Origin of the sequence: Skermanella pratensis, from assembly GCF_008843145.1 — a bacterium.
Taxonomy (GTDB): Bacteria; Pseudomonadota; Alphaproteobacteria; order Azospirillales; family Azospirillaceae; genus Skermanella; species Skermanella pratensis.
This window is the reverse complement of sequence record NZ_CP030265.1, coordinates 2632655-2648461: the sequence shown is the minus strand read 5'-3', so window position 1 is coordinate 2648461 and position 15807 is coordinate 2632655. Positions and strand designations below refer to the sequence as shown.

Annotated in this window: 14 protein-coding genes; 11 read left to right on the top strand and 3 right to left on the bottom strand. The window is 66.9% G+C overall.

The window, feature by feature from the left end; genetic code table 11:
* The first annotated feature begins 66 nt into the window (after window positions 1-66).
* Together DPR14_RS28205 and DPR14_RS11980 are read left to right on the top strand one after the other, a co-directional pair.
* Window positions 67-1179 carry a DUF2325 domain-containing protein gene (locus DPR14_RS28205; protein WP_192499435.1) on the top strand — a complete coding sequence of 371 codons (1113 nt, stop codon included), beginning with the start codon at window positions 67-69 and terminating at the stop codon, window positions 1177-1179.
* A gap of 19 nt (window positions 1180-1198) precedes the next feature.
* Window positions 1199-1624: a Fur family transcriptional regulator gene (locus DPR14_RS11980; protein ID WP_158045342.1), complete on the top strand. Its 426-nt coding sequence runs from the start codon at window positions 1199-1201 to the stop codon at window positions 1622-1624.
* 231 nt (window positions 1625-1855) lie between these two features.
* On the opposite strand, the gene DPR14_RS11975 is transcribed toward DPR14_RS11980, so the two are convergent.
* The gene (locus tag DPR14_RS11975; protein WP_158045341.1) at window positions 1856-2062 is read right to left on the bottom strand and encodes a hypothetical protein; all 207 of its coding nucleotides are present in this window, start codon (window positions 2060-2062) and stop codon (window positions 1856-1858) included.
* A gap of 250 nt (window positions 2063-2312) precedes the next feature.
* A complete protein-coding gene (locus DPR14_RS11970; protein WP_158045340.1) occupies window positions 2313-2738 on the bottom strand; it encodes an organic hydroperoxide resistance protein in 426 nt (141 codons plus the stop codon).
* 867 nt (window positions 2739-3605) lie between these two features.
* On the opposite strand from DPR14_RS11970, the gene DPR14_RS11965 reads away from it, so the two are divergent.
* From DPR14_RS11965 to DPR14_RS11945, 5 genes are all read left to right on the top strand, one after another.
* Window positions 3606-4631: an ABC transporter substrate-binding protein gene (locus DPR14_RS11965; RefSeq protein WP_158045339.1), complete on the top strand. Its 1026-nt coding sequence runs from the start codon at window positions 3606-3608 to the stop codon at window positions 4629-4631.
* Window positions 4632-4659: 28 nt separating this feature from the next.
* Window positions 4660-6135 (top strand): sugar ABC transporter ATP-binding protein, encoded by a 1476-nt coding sequence (locus DPR14_RS11960; protein WP_158045338.1) that lies wholly within the window; start codon window positions 4660-4662, stop codon window positions 6133-6135.
* Window positions 6132-7100: an ABC transporter permease gene (locus DPR14_RS11955; RefSeq protein WP_246149216.1), complete on the top strand. Its 969-nt coding sequence runs from the start codon at window positions 6132-6134 to the stop codon at window positions 7098-7100. The genes DPR14_RS11960 and DPR14_RS11955 overlap by 4 nt, the downstream gene beginning before the upstream one ends.
* The gene (locus DPR14_RS11950; protein ID WP_158045337.1) at window positions 7097-8050 is read left to right on the top strand and encodes an ABC transporter permease; all 954 of its coding nucleotides are present in this window, start codon (window positions 7097-7099) and stop codon (window positions 8048-8050) included. The genes DPR14_RS11955 and DPR14_RS11950 overlap by 4 nt, the downstream gene beginning before the upstream one ends.
* 289 nt (window positions 8051-8339) lie before the next feature.
* Window positions 8340-9308, top strand: a complete 969-nt coding sequence (locus tag DPR14_RS11945) for a Vgb family protein (RefSeq protein WP_158045336.1) — start codon at window positions 8340-8342, stop codon at window positions 9306-9308.
* Between the two features lie 253 nt (window positions 9309-9561).
* Here DPR14_RS11945 and DPR14_RS11940 read toward each other — a convergent pair whose 3' ends face one another.
* Entirely contained in the window at window positions 9562-10692 is a 1131-nt protein-coding gene (locus tag DPR14_RS11940) for a calcium-binding protein (protein WP_158045335.1), read from the bottom strand.
* A 411-nt stretch (window positions 10693-11103) separates the two neighbouring features.
* Between DPR14_RS11940 and DPR14_RS11935 the strand changes: the two genes are divergently transcribed.
* The 4 genes from DPR14_RS11935 to DPR14_RS11920 all read left to right on the top strand — a co-directional run bounded on the left by DPR14_RS11935 (window position 11104) and on the right by DPR14_RS11920 (window position 15799).
* Complete coding sequence (locus DPR14_RS11935) at window positions 11104-12228, top strand: bifunctional transcriptional activator/DNA repair enzyme AdaA (protein WP_158045334.1); 1125 nt, start codon at window positions 11104-11106, stop codon at window positions 12226-12228.
* A 150-nt stretch (window positions 12229-12378) separates the two neighbouring features.
* Window positions 12379-13737 (top strand): GntT/GntP/DsdX family permease, encoded by a 1359-nt coding sequence (locus DPR14_RS11930; protein ID WP_158045333.1) that lies wholly within the window; start codon window positions 12379-12381, stop codon window positions 13735-13737.
* Between the two features lie 147 nt (window positions 13738-13884).
* A complete protein-coding gene (locus DPR14_RS11925; protein ID WP_246149214.1) occupies window positions 13885-14796 on the top strand; it encodes a beta-keto acid cleavage family enzyme in 912 nt (303 codons plus the stop codon).
* A gap of 25 nt (window positions 14797-14821) precedes the next feature.
* Complete coding sequence (locus tag DPR14_RS11920; protein ID WP_158045332.1) at window positions 14822-15799, top strand: L-carnitine dehydrogenase; 978 nt, start codon at window positions 14822-14824, stop codon at window positions 15797-15799.
* Window positions 15800-15807: the final 8 nt, after the last annotated feature.

Below are 15807 nucleotides of genomic sequence, written 5' to 3'. Positions count from 1 at the left end.
TCATGACCGGACTTCCGGGATCGATGGATGCGAGGACACATGTGCGAGCAGTGCGAAGCTGGACCGGTGGAACTGCCTGATGCGGCCAAGGGCCGGCGCAAGCTTTGGGAAATCGCCCAACACCTGCACTGTTCGATCGTCGGTACGTGCCTGTCCATGGACGATCTGCGCAAGCTGACCCGCAAGGGCGGCATGCGGGTTTCCGAGGATGCAACCGACTACTGCATCCACAGTTACTATGTCCGGGAGGCCGGGTCGAACGGCAAGCTCGGCCGTCTCCTGCACAAGATGCTGGACGACAGGCATGCGGTCGACATCCGCCGGTTTTCCGCCGCCGGCGGCGATGCCGTCCAGATCGAAGCCCTGTGGAACAAGGCGTTCGACAGCGGCCGTGTGGCCGGCGCCTACTGGGCGATCATGAGCCTCCGGGCGGTGCCGCAGGAACTAGTGACGACCGCCTATGGCCAGGTCCACATGCTCTCCCACGTGCTGGGCAGCTACAATCGCAACGCTATCCAGCGCGTCGCCGCAGCCGAGAAGCAGATCGTCGAGCTTACGCGGCAGCGGGACGCCGCCCAGGCGGCGAAGCTGGAGCTGGAGCGTTCGAAGGAGAAGCAGATCCGCGACCTGGAGTCGGAACTGCTTCGGGTCCGCTGCAATGCCCCGGCGCAGCCGGCTTCATCGGACCCGCGCGAAGCCGCCGCTTTGAAATCGCGGCTCGTCCGGGCCGAACAGCGCCTCTCCGCCGAGCGGGAGCGCCGCCGCGCGGCCGAAGCCCGGATCGCCCGCCTGGAACTGCTGGACGACGGGGAAGCGCCGCAGCAGATGCCCGCCGCTACTGCCCAGCCCGCCGAGGCACCGGCCACCATCGACGTCGCCGGCCAGTGCGTTCTCTATGTCGGCGGACGGCAGGCCCTCGTTCCCCATATCCGCTCCGCGGTCGAGCGGCGGCAAGGACGCCTGCTGCACCACGACGGCGGGTTGGAACAGGCACCCAGGATCCTGGAGAACCTCGTGACGCAGGCCGACATGGTGTTCTGCCCGCTGGACTGCGTCAGCCATGCCGCCTGCCTGCGGGTCAAGCGCCTGTGCCAGCGGCTGGACAAGCCTTTCCTGCTCTTGCGCAGCAGTGGCGCCAGTTCGCTGGTCCGGGCCTTGCGGCCGGACGCCCATCCTTGAATTCTGGAGAACCGTGACGATGACGTCCCATATCGAGCAGCTTTGCATCGAAAAAGGATTGAAGATGACCGACCAGCGCCGGGTCGTCGCCCGCGTGCTGTCGGAAGCCACCGACCATCCCGACGTGGAGCAGGTCCATATCCGGGCGATGCGGATCGACCCGAACATCAGCATCGCCACCGTCTACCGATCCCTGCGTCTCCTTGAGGAAGCGAGCATCATCGAGCGGCTCGATTTCGGCGACGGCCGCGCCCGCTTCGAGGAGGCCTGCGAGCGTCATCACCATCACCTGATCGATATCCAGACCGGCGAGGTGATCGAGTTCATGAACGAGGAGATCGAGGAACTGAAGAAGAAGATCGCCCAAGATTTGAACTACCGCCTGATCGGCCACCGGCTCGAACTGTACGGCATCAAGCGCCGCCCGGACCCGGATGAATCCTGAGGGATTTCACCAGTAATCCCGTTCCCGTCGCGGCAGGTCGGCCGCGGCCGGAGGCCGTCGGATTTCGGTTGCACCGGCCACGTAGTTTGGATATATTGATGCATATGGGGCGATCGCTTCTTCGGAAGTATCGACCTCGCGAGCCGGTCGCCCTCGTGCTGCCCGGCTCCACCCTCCCCGCGAAATGCAGGCATATCGCTCCACTTGCGCCGGGATGGCGTAGGTCTGGACTCAGGCAATTCCGTTCGCGGTGGAAGCGGCCTGGTAGCTGAACGGTTGCATGACGGATCCGATGGTCAGGGAGCCCTGGTAGTTCGCCGGGCCGCCCAAGTTGATGCCGAGCACCACCAGGGTGTTCGGGCCCTGGATGGGGTAGTCGTCCAGCGCAACCACGGCGTCGATGGCCGGATCGCCTTCGGTCCTGCCGTCATAAACCATCAGGCCATTCAAAAAAGCGGTTACCTCGTTGTCGGCGCGGGTGACAGCAAGGATAACTTCGCCATGTCAAACACTCTTTGAAATTTCAGCCCTGGTAGGAAGCTGAATTCTCAATGGAGGGTTAAGAAATCCATTACGTTAAATTATCAGACATGAATCTTCTGAAATATTTCCGAGTAATCATGCATTCATTTCATTGCATGCAAGTCCGATGCGGACCGGGCGCACGGATGCGCCCGGTCCAGTCCCGTCAGACGACGGTCGTCTTCACGTCGATGTTGCCGCGGGTCGCGTTGGAATAGGGGCACACCTGGTGCGCCTTCTCCACGATCGTCTCGGCCTGGGCATGGTCGAGGCCCGGCAGGGACACCCGCAACGCCACGGCGAGCCCGAAGCCGCCTTCCGACCGCGGGCCGATGCCGACCGACGCGGTGACCGAGGTGTCGCCCGGCATCTTCACCTTCTCCTGGCCGGCCACCACCTTCATGGCGCCGATGAAGCAGGCGGCGTAGCCGGCAGCGAACAGCTGCTCGGGGTTGTTGCCCTCGCCACCCGCACCGCCCAGTTCCTTCGGCGTCGCTAGCTTGACTTCGAACGTGCCGTCCGTCGTCGCGGCCCGGCCGTCCCGGCCACCGGTGGCGGTCGCCTCGGCGGTGTATTTCACATCAACTGGCATGTTCATCCCTCCAATTTTTCTTCGAATAAACTGTTCGACGGAGCCGGCATGCTAGCAGCCTAACGGCGTCCCTGTCTCGGCCAAGCTGGCATACAGCAAGCTGGCATACAGGATGTCAGAGTTTTCCCAGGCCTTGTTGTTGCAACAGGAGCCATCGTCAACAGCCATCGGATCAGCGGCATGGGCGCGCGCTGCCCGCAAAACTGCAACAATCTCCGGCGTCGCGGGGGTATGGATGCAGCCTAAGGGCTCCGTCTTTCGTTACTTATGCAATCCTCCGTTTGATAGTTTGGGCCCTTGGCCCAACATCAAGTCCGCGATCCCCCAAGTTGCTGGAAAGCAAAGTGCAGGCCGTTCAAATCGAACAGGCGCTCAGTGTCGTCGATGCGTTCGCCGACCGGGTGCCGACGGAACTCGGGGCGATGACGGCGCATGGCACGCGACCGACGCGGTCAGGTCCGATATCGTTTCCGGCATCCCGTACCTGGCGCTGCGGTCGCTGTTCGCCCGCTGGACCCGGCCCGGCCTGTGGCGCCGGCCGCTCAACCGCTTGATCCGCGCCTCGCGGGAGATGGGCGGCCGGGCGATCACCGGCTTTCATCGAGATCGCCTTCATCTCCATCCTTTCCCGCCGCCTGATGCGCCTTGCAGACCGGGAAGCCCACGTAGACCGGGACGTCCGCGCCTTACCTCTACAAACAGCTTCCAAGACGGCCGGGCAGCGCCGGGGCCGGCTTGACGCTGGCAGGATTTCAGCTTAGCGTTAGTTTGACACGCGAATTAATCAAATCAAAAACATGTCGCGGGCCTGTTGAACAAGCCGGCATTAAGCTGCCGGAAAGAAGAACAGCTTCGGAGGAAACGTTGATGAAGATCAGGGTCGCACTCGCCGCAGTAGTCGCTGCATCCTGCCTGTCCGCCACCTGCCTGGCCGGCTCGGCATACGCCGATACGTCATCGAAGAAAATCGCCCTTTCGAACAATTACGCCGGCAACTCCTGGCGGCAGGCCATGCTGAAGAGTTGGGCGACGGTGACGTCCAAGGCGGTCGCCGACGGAGTCGTCGCCGATGCTGCCGCCTTCACCACGGCCGAAAACCAGGCGACCGAGCAGGCGGCCCAGATCCAGAACCTCATCCTTCAAGGTTACGACGCCATCGTCGTCAATGCCGCCTCGCCCACCGCGCTGAACGGCGCGGTCAAGGAGGCCTGCGACGCGGGCGTTACGGTCGTCTCGTTCGACGGCATCGTGACCGAGCCTTGCGCCTGGCGGGTCGCCGTCGATTTCCGGAGAATGGGGGAGATCCAGGTCGACTACCTGGCCAAGCGCTTCCCGGAGGGCGGCAACCTGCTGGAGATCCGGGGCTTGGCCGGGGTCTTCGTCGACGACGAGATCCACAAGGGCATCGAGGACGGCGTCAAGAAGCACCCGAACTTCAAGATCGTCTCCTCGGTCCACGGCGACTGGGCGCAGGAGGTGGCCCAGAAGGCGGTCGCGGGCGTCCTTCCCACCTTGCCGGAAATCAAGGCCGTGGTGACCCAGGGCGGCGACGGCTACGGGACCGCCCAGGCCTTCAAGGGGGCCGGCCGCGAGGTGCCGACCATCATCATGGGCAACCGGCACGACGAGTTGCTGTGGTGGAAGGACCAGAAGGAGGCGACGGGCTACGAGACCATGTCGGTGTCCATCGCGCCCGGCGTCGGCACCCTCGCATTCTGGGTCGCCCAGCAGATCCTCGACGGGAAGGATGTTCCCAAGGACCTGATCGTCCCCTTCCTGTCGGTCGAGCAGGACACCCTGGACGATCGTCTGGCCCAGACGGAGAAGGGCGGCGTCACCAACGTCGAGTACTCTCTGACCGATGCGCAGGCCGTGATCTCCGGCGTCAAATAGGCTCGGACCGCAAGTCTTGGACACGCTGATGACGACCGGGACCGAAGCGGCCCTGCGGCTCGACGATGTCCGCAAGAGCTTCGGCGCCGTCCGCGCGCTGGCGGGGGTAAGCCTCGCCATCGCGCGGGGCGAGCGCCTGGGCCTGGTGGGCCACAACGGAGCGGGCAAATCGACGCTGATGCATGTGCTGGCCGGGGTGCTGCGGCCCGACGCGGGCACCATCGGCGCCGACGGGCGGGAGATCGCCGACTATGGCACTGCCGTCGCCGGCAGGATGGGCGTGCGCTGCGTCTTCCAGGAGCTTTCCCTCTGCCCCAATCTCAGCGTCGCGGAGAATGTCCGGGTGCTTCACCCGAAGCTCCGCGGCTGGGGCTGGCGCCGCCGGGCGGCCCGGCTGATCCTGGACCGGCTCGACGCGATCTTCCCCGGCCACGGCATCGATCCCGGGACGACCGTCGCCGACCTGACCCTGGGCCGCCGGCAGATGGTGGAGATCGCGCGCGCCTTCACCGTCACCGGCACGCCGCTGCGGCTGGTGATCCTGGACGAGCCGACCTCGTCGCTGGACGCCAGGGCGGCGGAACAGCTTCTGTCCTTCCTGCGCCATGCCGCCCAGCGGGACGTCGCCACCGTCTTCATCTCGCATATCCTTCCGGAGATACTGGTCGCCGCCGAGCGGGTGGTGGTGATGCGCGAAGGGCTGGTCGTGCTCGACCGTCCCGCCTCCGGCCTCACCCGAAAGGCCATCGTCGAGAGCATGGGTGCCGAGGTGCGGCAGCCCCGCGGACCGGGGACGGCCGATCCGGCAAGACCGACCGGACTGCCGCGCGCCGTGCTGGCCAGATCGACCGTTCCCAACGGGATCGACCTGATGGCCGACAAAGGCGACGTCGTGGGTCTCGCCGGACTGGCGGGACACGGGCAAACGGCAATGCTGCTCCGCCTGTTCGACGCCTGGGGCCGGCGGGATGCTTCGACCGTGGTGGAAAGCCCGGTGGCCCTGGTGCCGGGCGACCGGCAGTCAGACGGCGTGTTCCCGCTCTGGTCGATCGCCCGCAACATCTCCATCCGATCGCTGGCGAACCTGCGCCGGGCCGGCCTGATCGACCCGGCGCGCGAAACGGCCCTGGCCCGGACCTGGCGCGACCGGATCGGCATCCGGACGCCCGACCTGGACCTGGGCATCCTGTCGCTGTCCGGCGGCAACCAGCAGAAGGCGCTGTTCGCCCGCGCGCTGGCGTCGGAAGCCGGGATCATCCTGATGGACGATCCCATGCGCGGCGTCGACATCTCGACCAAGTCGGAGGTCTACCGCTTCATCCGGGCGGAGGCCGAGCGCGGCCGGACCTTCCTCTGGTACTCGACCGAAATGGAGGAGCTGTTCCATTGCGACCGCGTCTATGTCTTCCACCAGGGCCGTATCGTCGCCCATCTGCCGCGTGACCGGATGACCGAAGCCTCGATCCTGCGCGCCTCCTACGCCGAGGGGGAGGACGCCGCGTGAGCGCCCTGATCGTTCCCGCCGCCCGCCGCGGCTCCCGGATCGACCCGGTCAGGCTGCTCCGCGCCCTGCTTCCCGCGATAGCGCTGGCGTTGATGCTGACGGTGATCTTCTCCCAGCAGCCCCGCGCCATGAGCTATATCGGCCTGACGCTGCTGCTCAACCTGGCTGTCCCGGTGATCCTGGCGACGCTGGCCCAGCTCTGCATCATCACTGTCGGCGACCTCGACCTGTCGATCGGCAGCTTCGTCGGCCTGTGCGCCTGCATCGCGGCGACGCTGCTCAACCAGGCGCCGCTGCTGGGGGTGCTGGCGCTGGCCGCCGCCGTCGCAGGCTATGGGCTGGTGGGCGCGCTGATCCACTGGCGCAACCTGCCTTCCATCGTCGTGACGCTGGGGCTGTCGTTCATCTGGACCGGCCTCGCCGTCCTGATCCTGCCGACGCCGGGGGGCCGCGCGCCGGAGTACCTGACCGCCATCATGAAGTGGAAGCCCGCTTTCGTCCCGCTGCCGATCCTCTACGCGGCGGCGCTGGGCGTGGCGCTCCACCTGCTGATGCGGTCCTCCTTCGGGACGATCCTGCGCGGAGCCGGCGGCAACCCCAAGGCGCTGGCGAACGCGGGATGGTCGCTGCTGCGGGCGCGGGTGACGCTCTACCTGATCGCGGGCACCCTGGGGGCGTTGTCCGGACTAGCCCTGGTGGGGCTGACCACCTCCGGCGACGCCAACATGGCCCTGCGCTATACGTTGATATCGATCGCCGGCGTGATCCTGGGGGGAGGCGAGTTCACCGGCGGCCGGGTCAACGCGGTCGGAGCCGTGCTGGGCGCCATGACCCTGACGCTTGCCGGATCGTTCCTCACCTTCATGCATATCCCGCCGGACTGGCAGATCGGCGCCCAGGGGGCGATCCTCATCGTCGTGCTGGCGCTCCGCGCCGTGCTGAACCGGGCGGAGGAACGGTCATGACCGACGCCGCGTCGAGGCCCCGCGCAGCGGTGCCGGTCTGGGTCTGGCCGCTCGCGGCGGCCGCGGCGATCCTGGCCGTGACCCTGGTCTATTCCGGCGGACGGGGTGCTGCCGAAATCGCCGCGGCGGCGGTGACCTTCTCCGCCCTGTTCGTCATCGTCGGGCTGGGCCAGATGCTGCTGATCACGTCGGGTCCCGGCAACGTCGACCTGTCGATCCCGGCTGCGATCTCGCTGTCCGGCGCCATCGCCATGAAGGTGATGGACGGCAGCGACGCCATGGTCGCCGCCGGCCTCGCGGCGGCGCTGGGTGCCGCCATGCTGCTGGGAACCGCGAACCACCTGCTGATCCGCCTGCTGCGCATTCCGCCGATCATCGCGACGCTGTCCAGCTCGCTGATCGTCCAGTCCGTCGCTATCGCCTATGGCCGCGGGCTGAAGATCAAGCCGCCGCCCGTGTTCGCTGACTTCTGCACGGGCCGCACCCTAGGCATCCCCAACCTGGCCCTGGTCGCGGCGGTGCTGACCATCCTGGTCCTGCTTGTGCTGTCGCGCACCGTCTACGGCCGCACGCTGCTGGCGCTGGGCCAGAACCCGCGGGCGGCACGGCTGGCCGGCACGCCGGTCGCGCAGGCGCGGCTGACGACCTCCATCGCGTCGGCCACCCTGGCCGGACTGTGCGGCGCCCTGCTGGCCGGGTTCTCCGGCGGATCTTCGCTGAACATGGGAGAGGAATACCTGCTCGCCTCCATCGCGGTCACGGTGATCGGCGGCACGAGCGTGGCAGGGGGACGCGCCGAGCCGCTGGGAATCTGGGGAGCGGCGCTGCTGCTGTTCCTGATCGTGACGATGCTGAACACCTTCGGCCTGAGCGCGGGCGTCAGGCTCGTCGCGACCGGGATCATCATCGTGACCGTCATCGCGATCGGCGGAGGAACGAAGCGGATCTGACCCCGGCGGCATCCTGGCATGAAAAAAAGCGCGGAAAAAAGATTTTCGCGCCTTTTTTCAGTGAACCAAACTTGCGATGACGCGTTTGTGCATTGCGGTAGTGATACCGCATACGCCTTCTTGGGCGTTTCCTCCCTAGACTTCAGGCCGTCCATCAGGACGGCCTTTTTTTTCGCATGTTTTGCGGGAAATTAACACATAGTCTTAAGCATATGCTCTTTGGTTGAAGGCGGTAATGGGAGATCCACCTATCTGACAGGGACAGGCCTGTCGGAGAAAGGAATTTTCCATGCGGAAGACAGTCATTGCCGGTACTGCCCTGATGATGCTCATGGGCATCGGACCCGCCTTCGCCGAACTTTCCATGCAGGAATACCAGGTTCCGTCGGGCTCCCGCCCGCACGACGTGGCGCCCGCTCCGGACGGTGCCGTTTGGTACACCGCGCAGCGGCACGGCGCCCTGGGCCGGCTCGACCCCGCGACCGGCGAGGTGGAGCAGATCCCGCTGGGAGACGGCTCGGCGCCGCACGGCGTCATAGTGGGGCCGGACGGCGCTCCCTGGATCACCGACAGCGGGCTCAACGCGATCGTCAGGGTCGATCCCGCTACCCGCGAGGTGACGCGCCATCCCCTGCCCGCCGATGCGGAGAGTGCCAACCTGAACACCGCCGCGTTCGACGGCAAGGGCGTGCTCTGGTTCACCGGCCAGAACGGCATCTATGGGCGCCTGAACCCGGCAACGCGTGAAATGGAGGTGTTCCGGGCGCCGGAGGGTCGCGGACCCTACGGCATCACAGCGACGCCGGACGGCGACATCTACTACGCCTCGCTCGCCGGCAGCCATATCGCGCGTATCGACACCGAGACCGGCAAGGCGACGGTGATCGAGCCGCCGACGGAGGACCAGGGCGCCCGGCGGGTCTGGTCGGACAGCCGCGGGCATATCTGGGTCAGCGAATGGAACAGCGGGCAGGTCAGCGTCTATGACCCCGCCGCCCGGACCTGGAAGAGCTGGAAGCTGCCCGGCGACGATCCGCTCGCCTATGCTGTCTACGTCGACGAGGACGACAAGGTCTGGCTGAGCGACTTCGGCGGCAACGCCCTGGTGCGGTTCGATCCGGAAACCGAACGGTTCGACGTCCAGCGGCACCCCCGGCCGGAAGCCAATGTCCGCCAGATCCTGGGCCGCAGCGGCGAGATCTGGGCGCCGGAATCCGGCACCGACATGCTGGTGGTTGTCCGCACCGGCCAGGACTGACGCTGGAAAAACCTACGGGGTCGGGTTCCCGCCGGTCACGCCATAGACCTCGCCGGCGACGTGGCTCGACCGCTGGGAGGCGGGGAGGACGTAGGTCGGCGCGTAGTGGGGCAACGGGGCGGGATCGACTGCCGCGCCGTCTGCCTGGCCGCATTGTTCACCAGGATGTCCAGCCCGCCGAGGTGTCGTTTCCCGGATTGCGGATCAAGACCGGACGCGAATAGCGCCCGGCCGGATCCCGGAGTCTTCCGCGTCAGAGAAGGAAGTAATCCTCCCCCAGCAACAGACCGGTCACACCGACCGTCAGCACGGCGTCCGTATCGTCATCCAGGAAGTCGAAGGTCGTGAAATCCGCGCCTTCCGTGATCTTTATCCTGTCCCGTGGAGCCGGCAGCAGCAGTTCGAGCGTGTCCCCTCCTGCCTCGCCGGCCCCTTCGAACCCGATGATCGTCTCCCCGAACATGTCGGGCAGGTAATCGCTGAACACGTCGTCGCCGGACCCGCCGACCATCCAGTCCAGACCGGCGCCCCCGCTGATCAGGTCGTTCCCGGCGCCGCCATACAGTTCGTCGTTGCCGTCGCCGCCGCTGATCATGTCGTCGCCGCCCTTGCCGTACAGCACCTGGTCGCCGGCACCGGCCGCCAGGAAGTCGTCGTGCGAGGTCGCCAGGACGGTGTAGTCGATCTGTTCCTCGCCCCGTGTCTCGATGACAACCGGACCCAGGCTGGAAACTTCGAAACGCTCGATGCCGTCGACCGGGGCGAAGATGTTCGGCGGGTCCTCCGGCGTGGAATTGCCGACCAGCAGGCTCAGGGTCCCCCCTTCGGCGAGGATTCCGACCTCGCCGGCGAACGGGCCGTCCCAACCCCCGTCGAAGTCGTCGACGTAATAGAGCACTTCGCTGTTGATGCGCAGGGTATCCTGGCCGGCGCCGCCATCCAGCACGGGACCGGGAACGAACTGGTCCCGCAGCTCGATCGGTCCGGTATTCCACACCAGGATGTCGTTGCCATCGCCTCCGTAGAGCCTGTCGGCACCTGTACCGCCGTCGAGATAGTCGTTGCCGGACCCGCCGAAGAGCCTGTCGGCCCCGCTTTCCCCGTAAAGGCTGTCGCGCCCGGCCCCTCCCCGGACGGCGTCGTTGCCGGCCCCCGCCCTGACCGTGTCGTTGCCCGAGTCACCGAACACCGAGTCGTTGCCGCCCCCGGCCAGGATGTAGTCGTTGCCGACGCCTCCCCGTATCGCGTCCCTGCCGCTCCCCCCGATCAATATGTCCGACCCGCCCAGGCCGCTGATGGTATCGTTGCCTGCCAGCCCGCTGAGCACGTCGTCGTCGGGCGTCCCGACCAGCGTGTCCCGACCGTTCGTTCCAACTTTCCGCATCGTCGGCTCCCATCTGTTTCTTGCTGGCGTGGCCACGAATCCCGCTGTCTGCCCAAGCCAGGCGGCCGATCAAATATACAAAACTAACATTGCAGTACCGTGTTCCCGGCAAACACAAACCGTCAACTCCATCATTGGAGATTGATGAGATGCGTCCCGTCTGATTACCTATCTTCATCAAAGCTATGCTATTACGTCTAGGATCGCGGAAGCATAGGTATATGGTTCATGCGACCTGTATCTCGGCATTTGTGGAACTTTGCGTTCATCCGCGAAGAGGCGGTGGCACGATCCGAATACCGGCGCAAGGATCGGAGTGCGGCCGGCGAGTGCCTGGCATAGATGTGGCGTCGTCACTTCCGCAACACCGGGACAGGTCCTTATCGATCCGGTCCGGAAAAGGAGATCGGGATGTCCATCCTCGAAGCCGACGCAGCCGTGCCCGACCGTTCCCAAGCCGACCTGCGGTGGACGAAACTGCTCGCGCGCGACAGGTCCGCCGACGGCGCCTTCGTCTATGCCGTGAGGACGACCGGCGTGTTCTGCCGCCCCTCCTGCCCGGCACGCCCGCCGAGACGGGAGAACGTCCAGTTCTTCGCGAGCGCCGCCGAAGCGGAAACGGCAGGTTATCGCGCGTGCCTGCGCTGCCGCCCGCTGGCGGCGGAAGGCAAGGACCCGCTCGCGCTGAAAGTCGGGGAGATCGCCGCCTTCATCCGCGACCATGCCGACGAACCGCTGCCCCTGGCCCGGCTCGCCGGACAGGCGGGCCTCAGCCCGTTCCATCTGCAGCGCAGCTTCACGGCGGTGCTCGGTGTCTCGCCCCGTGCCTTCCAGGCGGCCGAGCGGATGAAGATCCTGAAGGCCCGCCTGCGCGAGGGGGACGATGTGACGGGGGCCATCTTCTCGGCCGGCTACGGCTCGACCAGCCGGGTCTATGAACAGGTGGACGGCGGCCTGGGCATGACCCCCTCGGCCTATCGGGCCGGCGGTGCCGGCGAGACGATCGTCCATGCGGTCAGGGAGACCGCGCTCGGCCCGCTCATGATGGCAGCGACGGATCGGGGTGTCTGCTTCGTTCAGTTCGGGGAGAGCGGCGACGGATTGGAACGCCGGCTCCGGTCGGAGTTTCCCGGTGCGGCGCTCGTGCCCGCGGCCGAGGCGAACGGCCAGCTGGACGACTGGATGACGGCGCTGGACGGACACCTGTCCAGGGGCGGTCCGAGGCCGGACCTGCCGCTCGACCTGCGCGGCACAGCGTTCCAGATCCGCGTCTGGCGGTTTCTCCTGGGCACCGGCGCCGGCGGCGCGGTCAGCTATGCGGAAGTGGCGGTCGGCGCCGGAGCGCCCCGCGCCGTGCGGGCGGCGGCCAGCGCCTGTGCTTCCAACCGCATCGCCGTGCTTGTTCCTTGCCACCGCGCCTTGCGCGCCGATGGCGGCCTCGGCGGTTACCGATGGGGAGCGGACCGCAAGCGGACGTTGCTTGCCGCCGAACGCGCGGCACGCGCGGAATCCTTGCCGACACCGCCTGCCGGCTGATCGGACGACCCTCCGTCGAGCATGGAACCCACTGCTCCTTCCGGCGTTCTCCAGCCGCGTCCCAGTCCAAAGGGCCAACCAGGGGAGGAGAGAAAATGCCTTTGAACTGTCATAAGGAAGTTCGTCGACTGCTTCGGCAAAGGTGACGGGATGTCCGGAACTTACCTGATCCTGGTCGCCGTCGCGGGCATTTCCGCGCTGCTGTACCTCGTCATCAAGGTGCGGCTCCATGCGTTCGTCACGCTGTTGCTGGTCAGCCTTCTGGTCGGCGTGGCGGCGGGGATGCCGCTGGACGCCGTGATCAAGTCGGTCGAAAGGGGCATGGGCGGCACGCTCGGCTTCGTCGCCGTGGTGGTCGGCCTCGGCGCCATGTTCGGGCAGATGCTCGAAGTGTCCGGAGGGGCCGAGCGGCTGGCCCGCACCATGGTCAAGCGCTTCGGCGACGACAAGGTCCAGTGGGCGCTTGGCCTGACCGGCTTCATCGTCTCGATTCCGGTGTTCCTGGACGTGGCGATCGTCATCCTGGTGCCGATCCTCTACAGGCTGGCGCGCGACAGCGGCAGGCCCCTGCTCTACTACGGCATTCCGCTGGTGGCCGGCGGCGCCGTGACCCACGCCTTCATCCCGCCGACGCCGGGTCCGATCGCGGTGGCGGACCTTCTGGGCGCCGATCTGGGATGGGTGATCCTGTTCGGCACGATCTGCGGCCTGCCCGCCATGATTCTCGCCGGACCGATCTGGGGAAGCTACATCTCCCGCCGCATCACCAAGGGCGTGCCCGACTACGTCATCCTGAAGGAGATCGACGAAAGCCGCGAACTGCCCAGCTTCGGCGAGGTGCTGGCGATCATCCTGACGCCGCTGCTCCTGATCCTGCTGAGCACCTCGTCCGCGATCCTGCTGGAGGAAGGCAATGCCCTTCGGTCGTTACTGGGCTTTATCGGCCATCCCTATTCGGCGCTGCTGATCGCAACGCTGCTGGCCATGGTGCTGCTCGGCTCACGCCGCGGCTATGGCAGGGAGGAGATCCAGGACATCGTCAACAAGGCGCTGGAGCCGGCCGGAATCATCATCCTGGTGACAGGGGCCGGCGGCGTGTTCAAGCAGGTCCTGATCGACAGCGGCGTCGGTCAGGTGCTGGGCGACATGATGTCGGCATCCGGCCTGCCCTTCCTGGTCCTGGCCTTCATGGTGTCCGCGCTGATCCGGGTTGCCCAGGGATCCGCGACGGTCGCCATGGTGACGGCGGCCGGCCTTGTCGGGCCGATCCTGCAGCAGAACAATGTCGAGGGACCGCAGCTGGCGCTTGCCACCATCGCCATCGCGGCGGGCGGCACGATCCTCAGCCACGTCAACGACAGCGGCTTCTGGCTGGTCAGCCGCTTCTTCGGCCTGACGGAGAAGGAAACCCTCCAGTCCTGGACCGTCGCGGTAACCATCGTCTCGCTGGTCGGCTTCGTCATGGTCCTGCTGCTCGGCGCCATCGTCGGCTCTCCCGGAACCGGCTGACGGCGTTTTCCGACCCGTCATGTCGCATGCGGTCAGGCGCATGACGGTTCCGGTCAAGCGGACCGGCGCCTTTGCCGCAAACTGAGGGTCCGGGGCGGGATCGATCCCGCCCCGGACCCTCAGCAACGCCGAGCAGCGGTATCCGCCATGGCCAATTCGACAGAGATCAACCGCCGGGTCGTCATCACTTGCGCCGTGACCGGCGCCGGCGACACCGTCGGCAAACATCCCGCCATCCCGGTCACCCCGGAGCAGATCGCGGGTGCCGCGATCGAGGCCGCCGCGGCCGGCGCCGCGGTCGCCCACATCCATGTCCGTGATCCGGAAACCGGCGGCGGCAGCCGCGAGCCGGCCCTTTACCGCGAGGTTATGGAGCGGATCCGGGCCAGCGGAACCGACGTCATCGTCAACCTGACCGCCGGCATGGGCGGCGACCTGATGATCGGGCCGGATCACGACCCGGCGCGCTTCGGCCCCGGCACCGACCTCGTCGGGGCCGAGGCGCGGGCGGCCCATGTGGCCGAACTGCTGCCCGAGATCTGCACGCTGGACTGCGGCTCGCTGAATTTCGGCGACGGCTCGCTGGTCTATGTCTCGACTCCCGACATGCTGCGCCGGCAGGCGTCGATCATCCAGCGCCTGGGCGTCAAGCCGGAGCTGGAGATCTTCGATACCGGGAACCTGTGGTTCGCCAAGCGTATGCTCGACGAAGGGCTGCTCGACGCGCCGCCCCTGTTCCAGTTCTGCCTGGGCATCCCCTGGGGATTGCCGCCCGAGCCGAGGATGATGCTGGCGCTCCGCGACATGCTGCCGGCCGGCAGCGTGTGGGCCGGTTTCGGCATCGGCAGGATGCAGATGCCGATGGCCGCGCAGGCCATCCTGCTCGGCGGCAATATCCGCGTCGGGCTGGAGGACAACCTTTACCTGGACCGGGGCGTGCATGCCAGCAACGGCAGCCTGGTCGAACGTGCCGTGACGATCGTGGAGGCCCTGGGGTCACGCGTGGCCGGCGCGGCCGAAGCCCGCGAGATCCTCGGGCTTCCCGCTCCCCGTCGTTAAGCGATTCTCCAGGAAGAAACCCGAAATGACCAAATCCCTCCCCATCCGTACGCTCGGTCTGGTCGGCGGCGGCGTCATCGGCAGCGGCTGGGCGGCGCGCGCCCTCGCCCACGGGCTGGACGTGGTTGCCTTCGACCCGGCCCCGGGAGCCGAGGCCGCCCTCCGGGCGGCGGTGGACAATGCCTGGCCGGCACTGGAACGGACGGGACTCGCGCAGGGCGCCGACCCGGACCGGCTGCGCTTCGCCGGTTCGATCCCGGAGGCCGCGGCGGAGGCCGACTTCATCCAGGAGAACGCGCCGGAGCGCGAGGATCTGAAGCGCAGGCTCCTGGCGGAGATCGACGCGGGCTGCGGCCCCGGCACCGTCATCGCGTCCAGTTCGTCCGGCCTGCTGCCCTCGCGGATCCAGGCGGATTGCCGGCATCCCGAGCGGGTGGTGATCGGCCATCCCTTCAACCCGGTCTATCTGCTGCCGCTGGTCGAGATCGTGCCCGGCGGCCATACGTCGGCCGATGCCGTGGAGCGGGCCGCAGGCTTCTACCGTTCCATCGGCATGCGCCCGCTGAGAATGCGCAAGGAGATCGAGGGCTACCTGTCCGACCGTCTCCAGGAGGCGATGTGGCGCGAGGCGCTCCACCTGGTCGACCAGGGTATCGCCACCACCGAGGATATCGACGATGCGATCGTCTACGGTCCCGGCCTGCGCTACGCTTTCATGGGGACCTGCCTGACCTTCCACCTGGCCGGCGGCGAGGGCGGCATGGCCCACATGCTGGACCAGTTCGGCCCGGCCTTGAAACTGCCTTGGACGAAGCTGGTAGCTCCCGAGCTGACGCGGGAACTGCGCGACCGCATGGTGGAGGGAACGGCGGCCCAGGCCGACGGCAGGACCGTCAAGGAACTGGAGCGCTGGCGCGACGACTGCCTGATCCGTCTGATCGAAGCGCTGGCCCCGGTGCGGCACGAGCGCCGGGCGGAGCTCGCCGATCCGGTCGCGCCATGAACGGTAAA

Bases quoted from the DNA above. Each gene is read 5' to 3' on its own strand.
- DPR14_RS11980 (WP_158045342.1), top strand. From the start codon at position 1,199: ATGACGTCCCATATCGAGCAGCTTTGCATCGAAAAAGGATTGAAGATG.
- DPR14_RS11975 (WP_158045341.1), bottom strand. From the start codon at position 2,062: ATGGTTTATGACGGCAGGACCGAAGGCGATCCGGCCATCGACGCCGTG.
- DPR14_RS11970 (WP_158045340.1), bottom strand. From the start codon at position 2,738: ATGCCAGTTGATGTGAAATACACCGCCGAGGCGACCGCCACCGGTGGC.
- DPR14_RS11965 (WP_158045339.1), top strand. From the start codon at position 3,606: ATGAAGATCAGGGTCGCACTCGCCGCAGTAGTCGCTGCATCCTGCCTG.
- DPR14_RS11960 (WP_158045338.1), top strand. From the start codon at position 4,660: ATGACGACCGGGACCGAAGCGGCCCTGCGGCTCGACGATGTCCGCAAG.
- DPR14_RS11950 (WP_158045337.1), top strand. From the start codon at position 7,097: ATGACCGACGCCGCGTCGAGGCCCCGCGCAGCGGTGCCGGTCTGGGTC.
- DPR14_RS11945 (WP_158045336.1), top strand. From the start codon at position 8,340: ATGCGGAAGACAGTCATTGCCGGTACTGCCCTGATGATGCTCATGGGC.
- DPR14_RS11940 (WP_158045335.1), bottom strand. From the start codon at position 10,692: ATGCGGAAAGTTGGAACGAACGGTCGGGACACGCTGGTCGGGACGCCC.
- DPR14_RS11935 (WP_158045334.1), top strand. From the start codon at position 11,104: ATGTCCATCCTCGAAGCCGACGCAGCCGTGCCCGACCGTTCCCAAGCC.
- DPR14_RS11930 (WP_158045333.1), top strand. From the start codon at position 12,379: ATGTCCGGAACTTACCTGATCCTGGTCGCCGTCGCGGGCATTTCCGCG.
- DPR14_RS11925 (WP_246149214.1), top strand. From the start codon at position 13,885: ATGGCCAATTCGACAGAGATCAACCGCCGGGTCGTCATCACTTGCGCC.
- DPR14_RS11920 (WP_158045332.1), top strand. From the start codon at position 14,822: ATGACCAAATCCCTCCCCATCCGTACGCTCGGTCTGGTCGGCGGCGGC.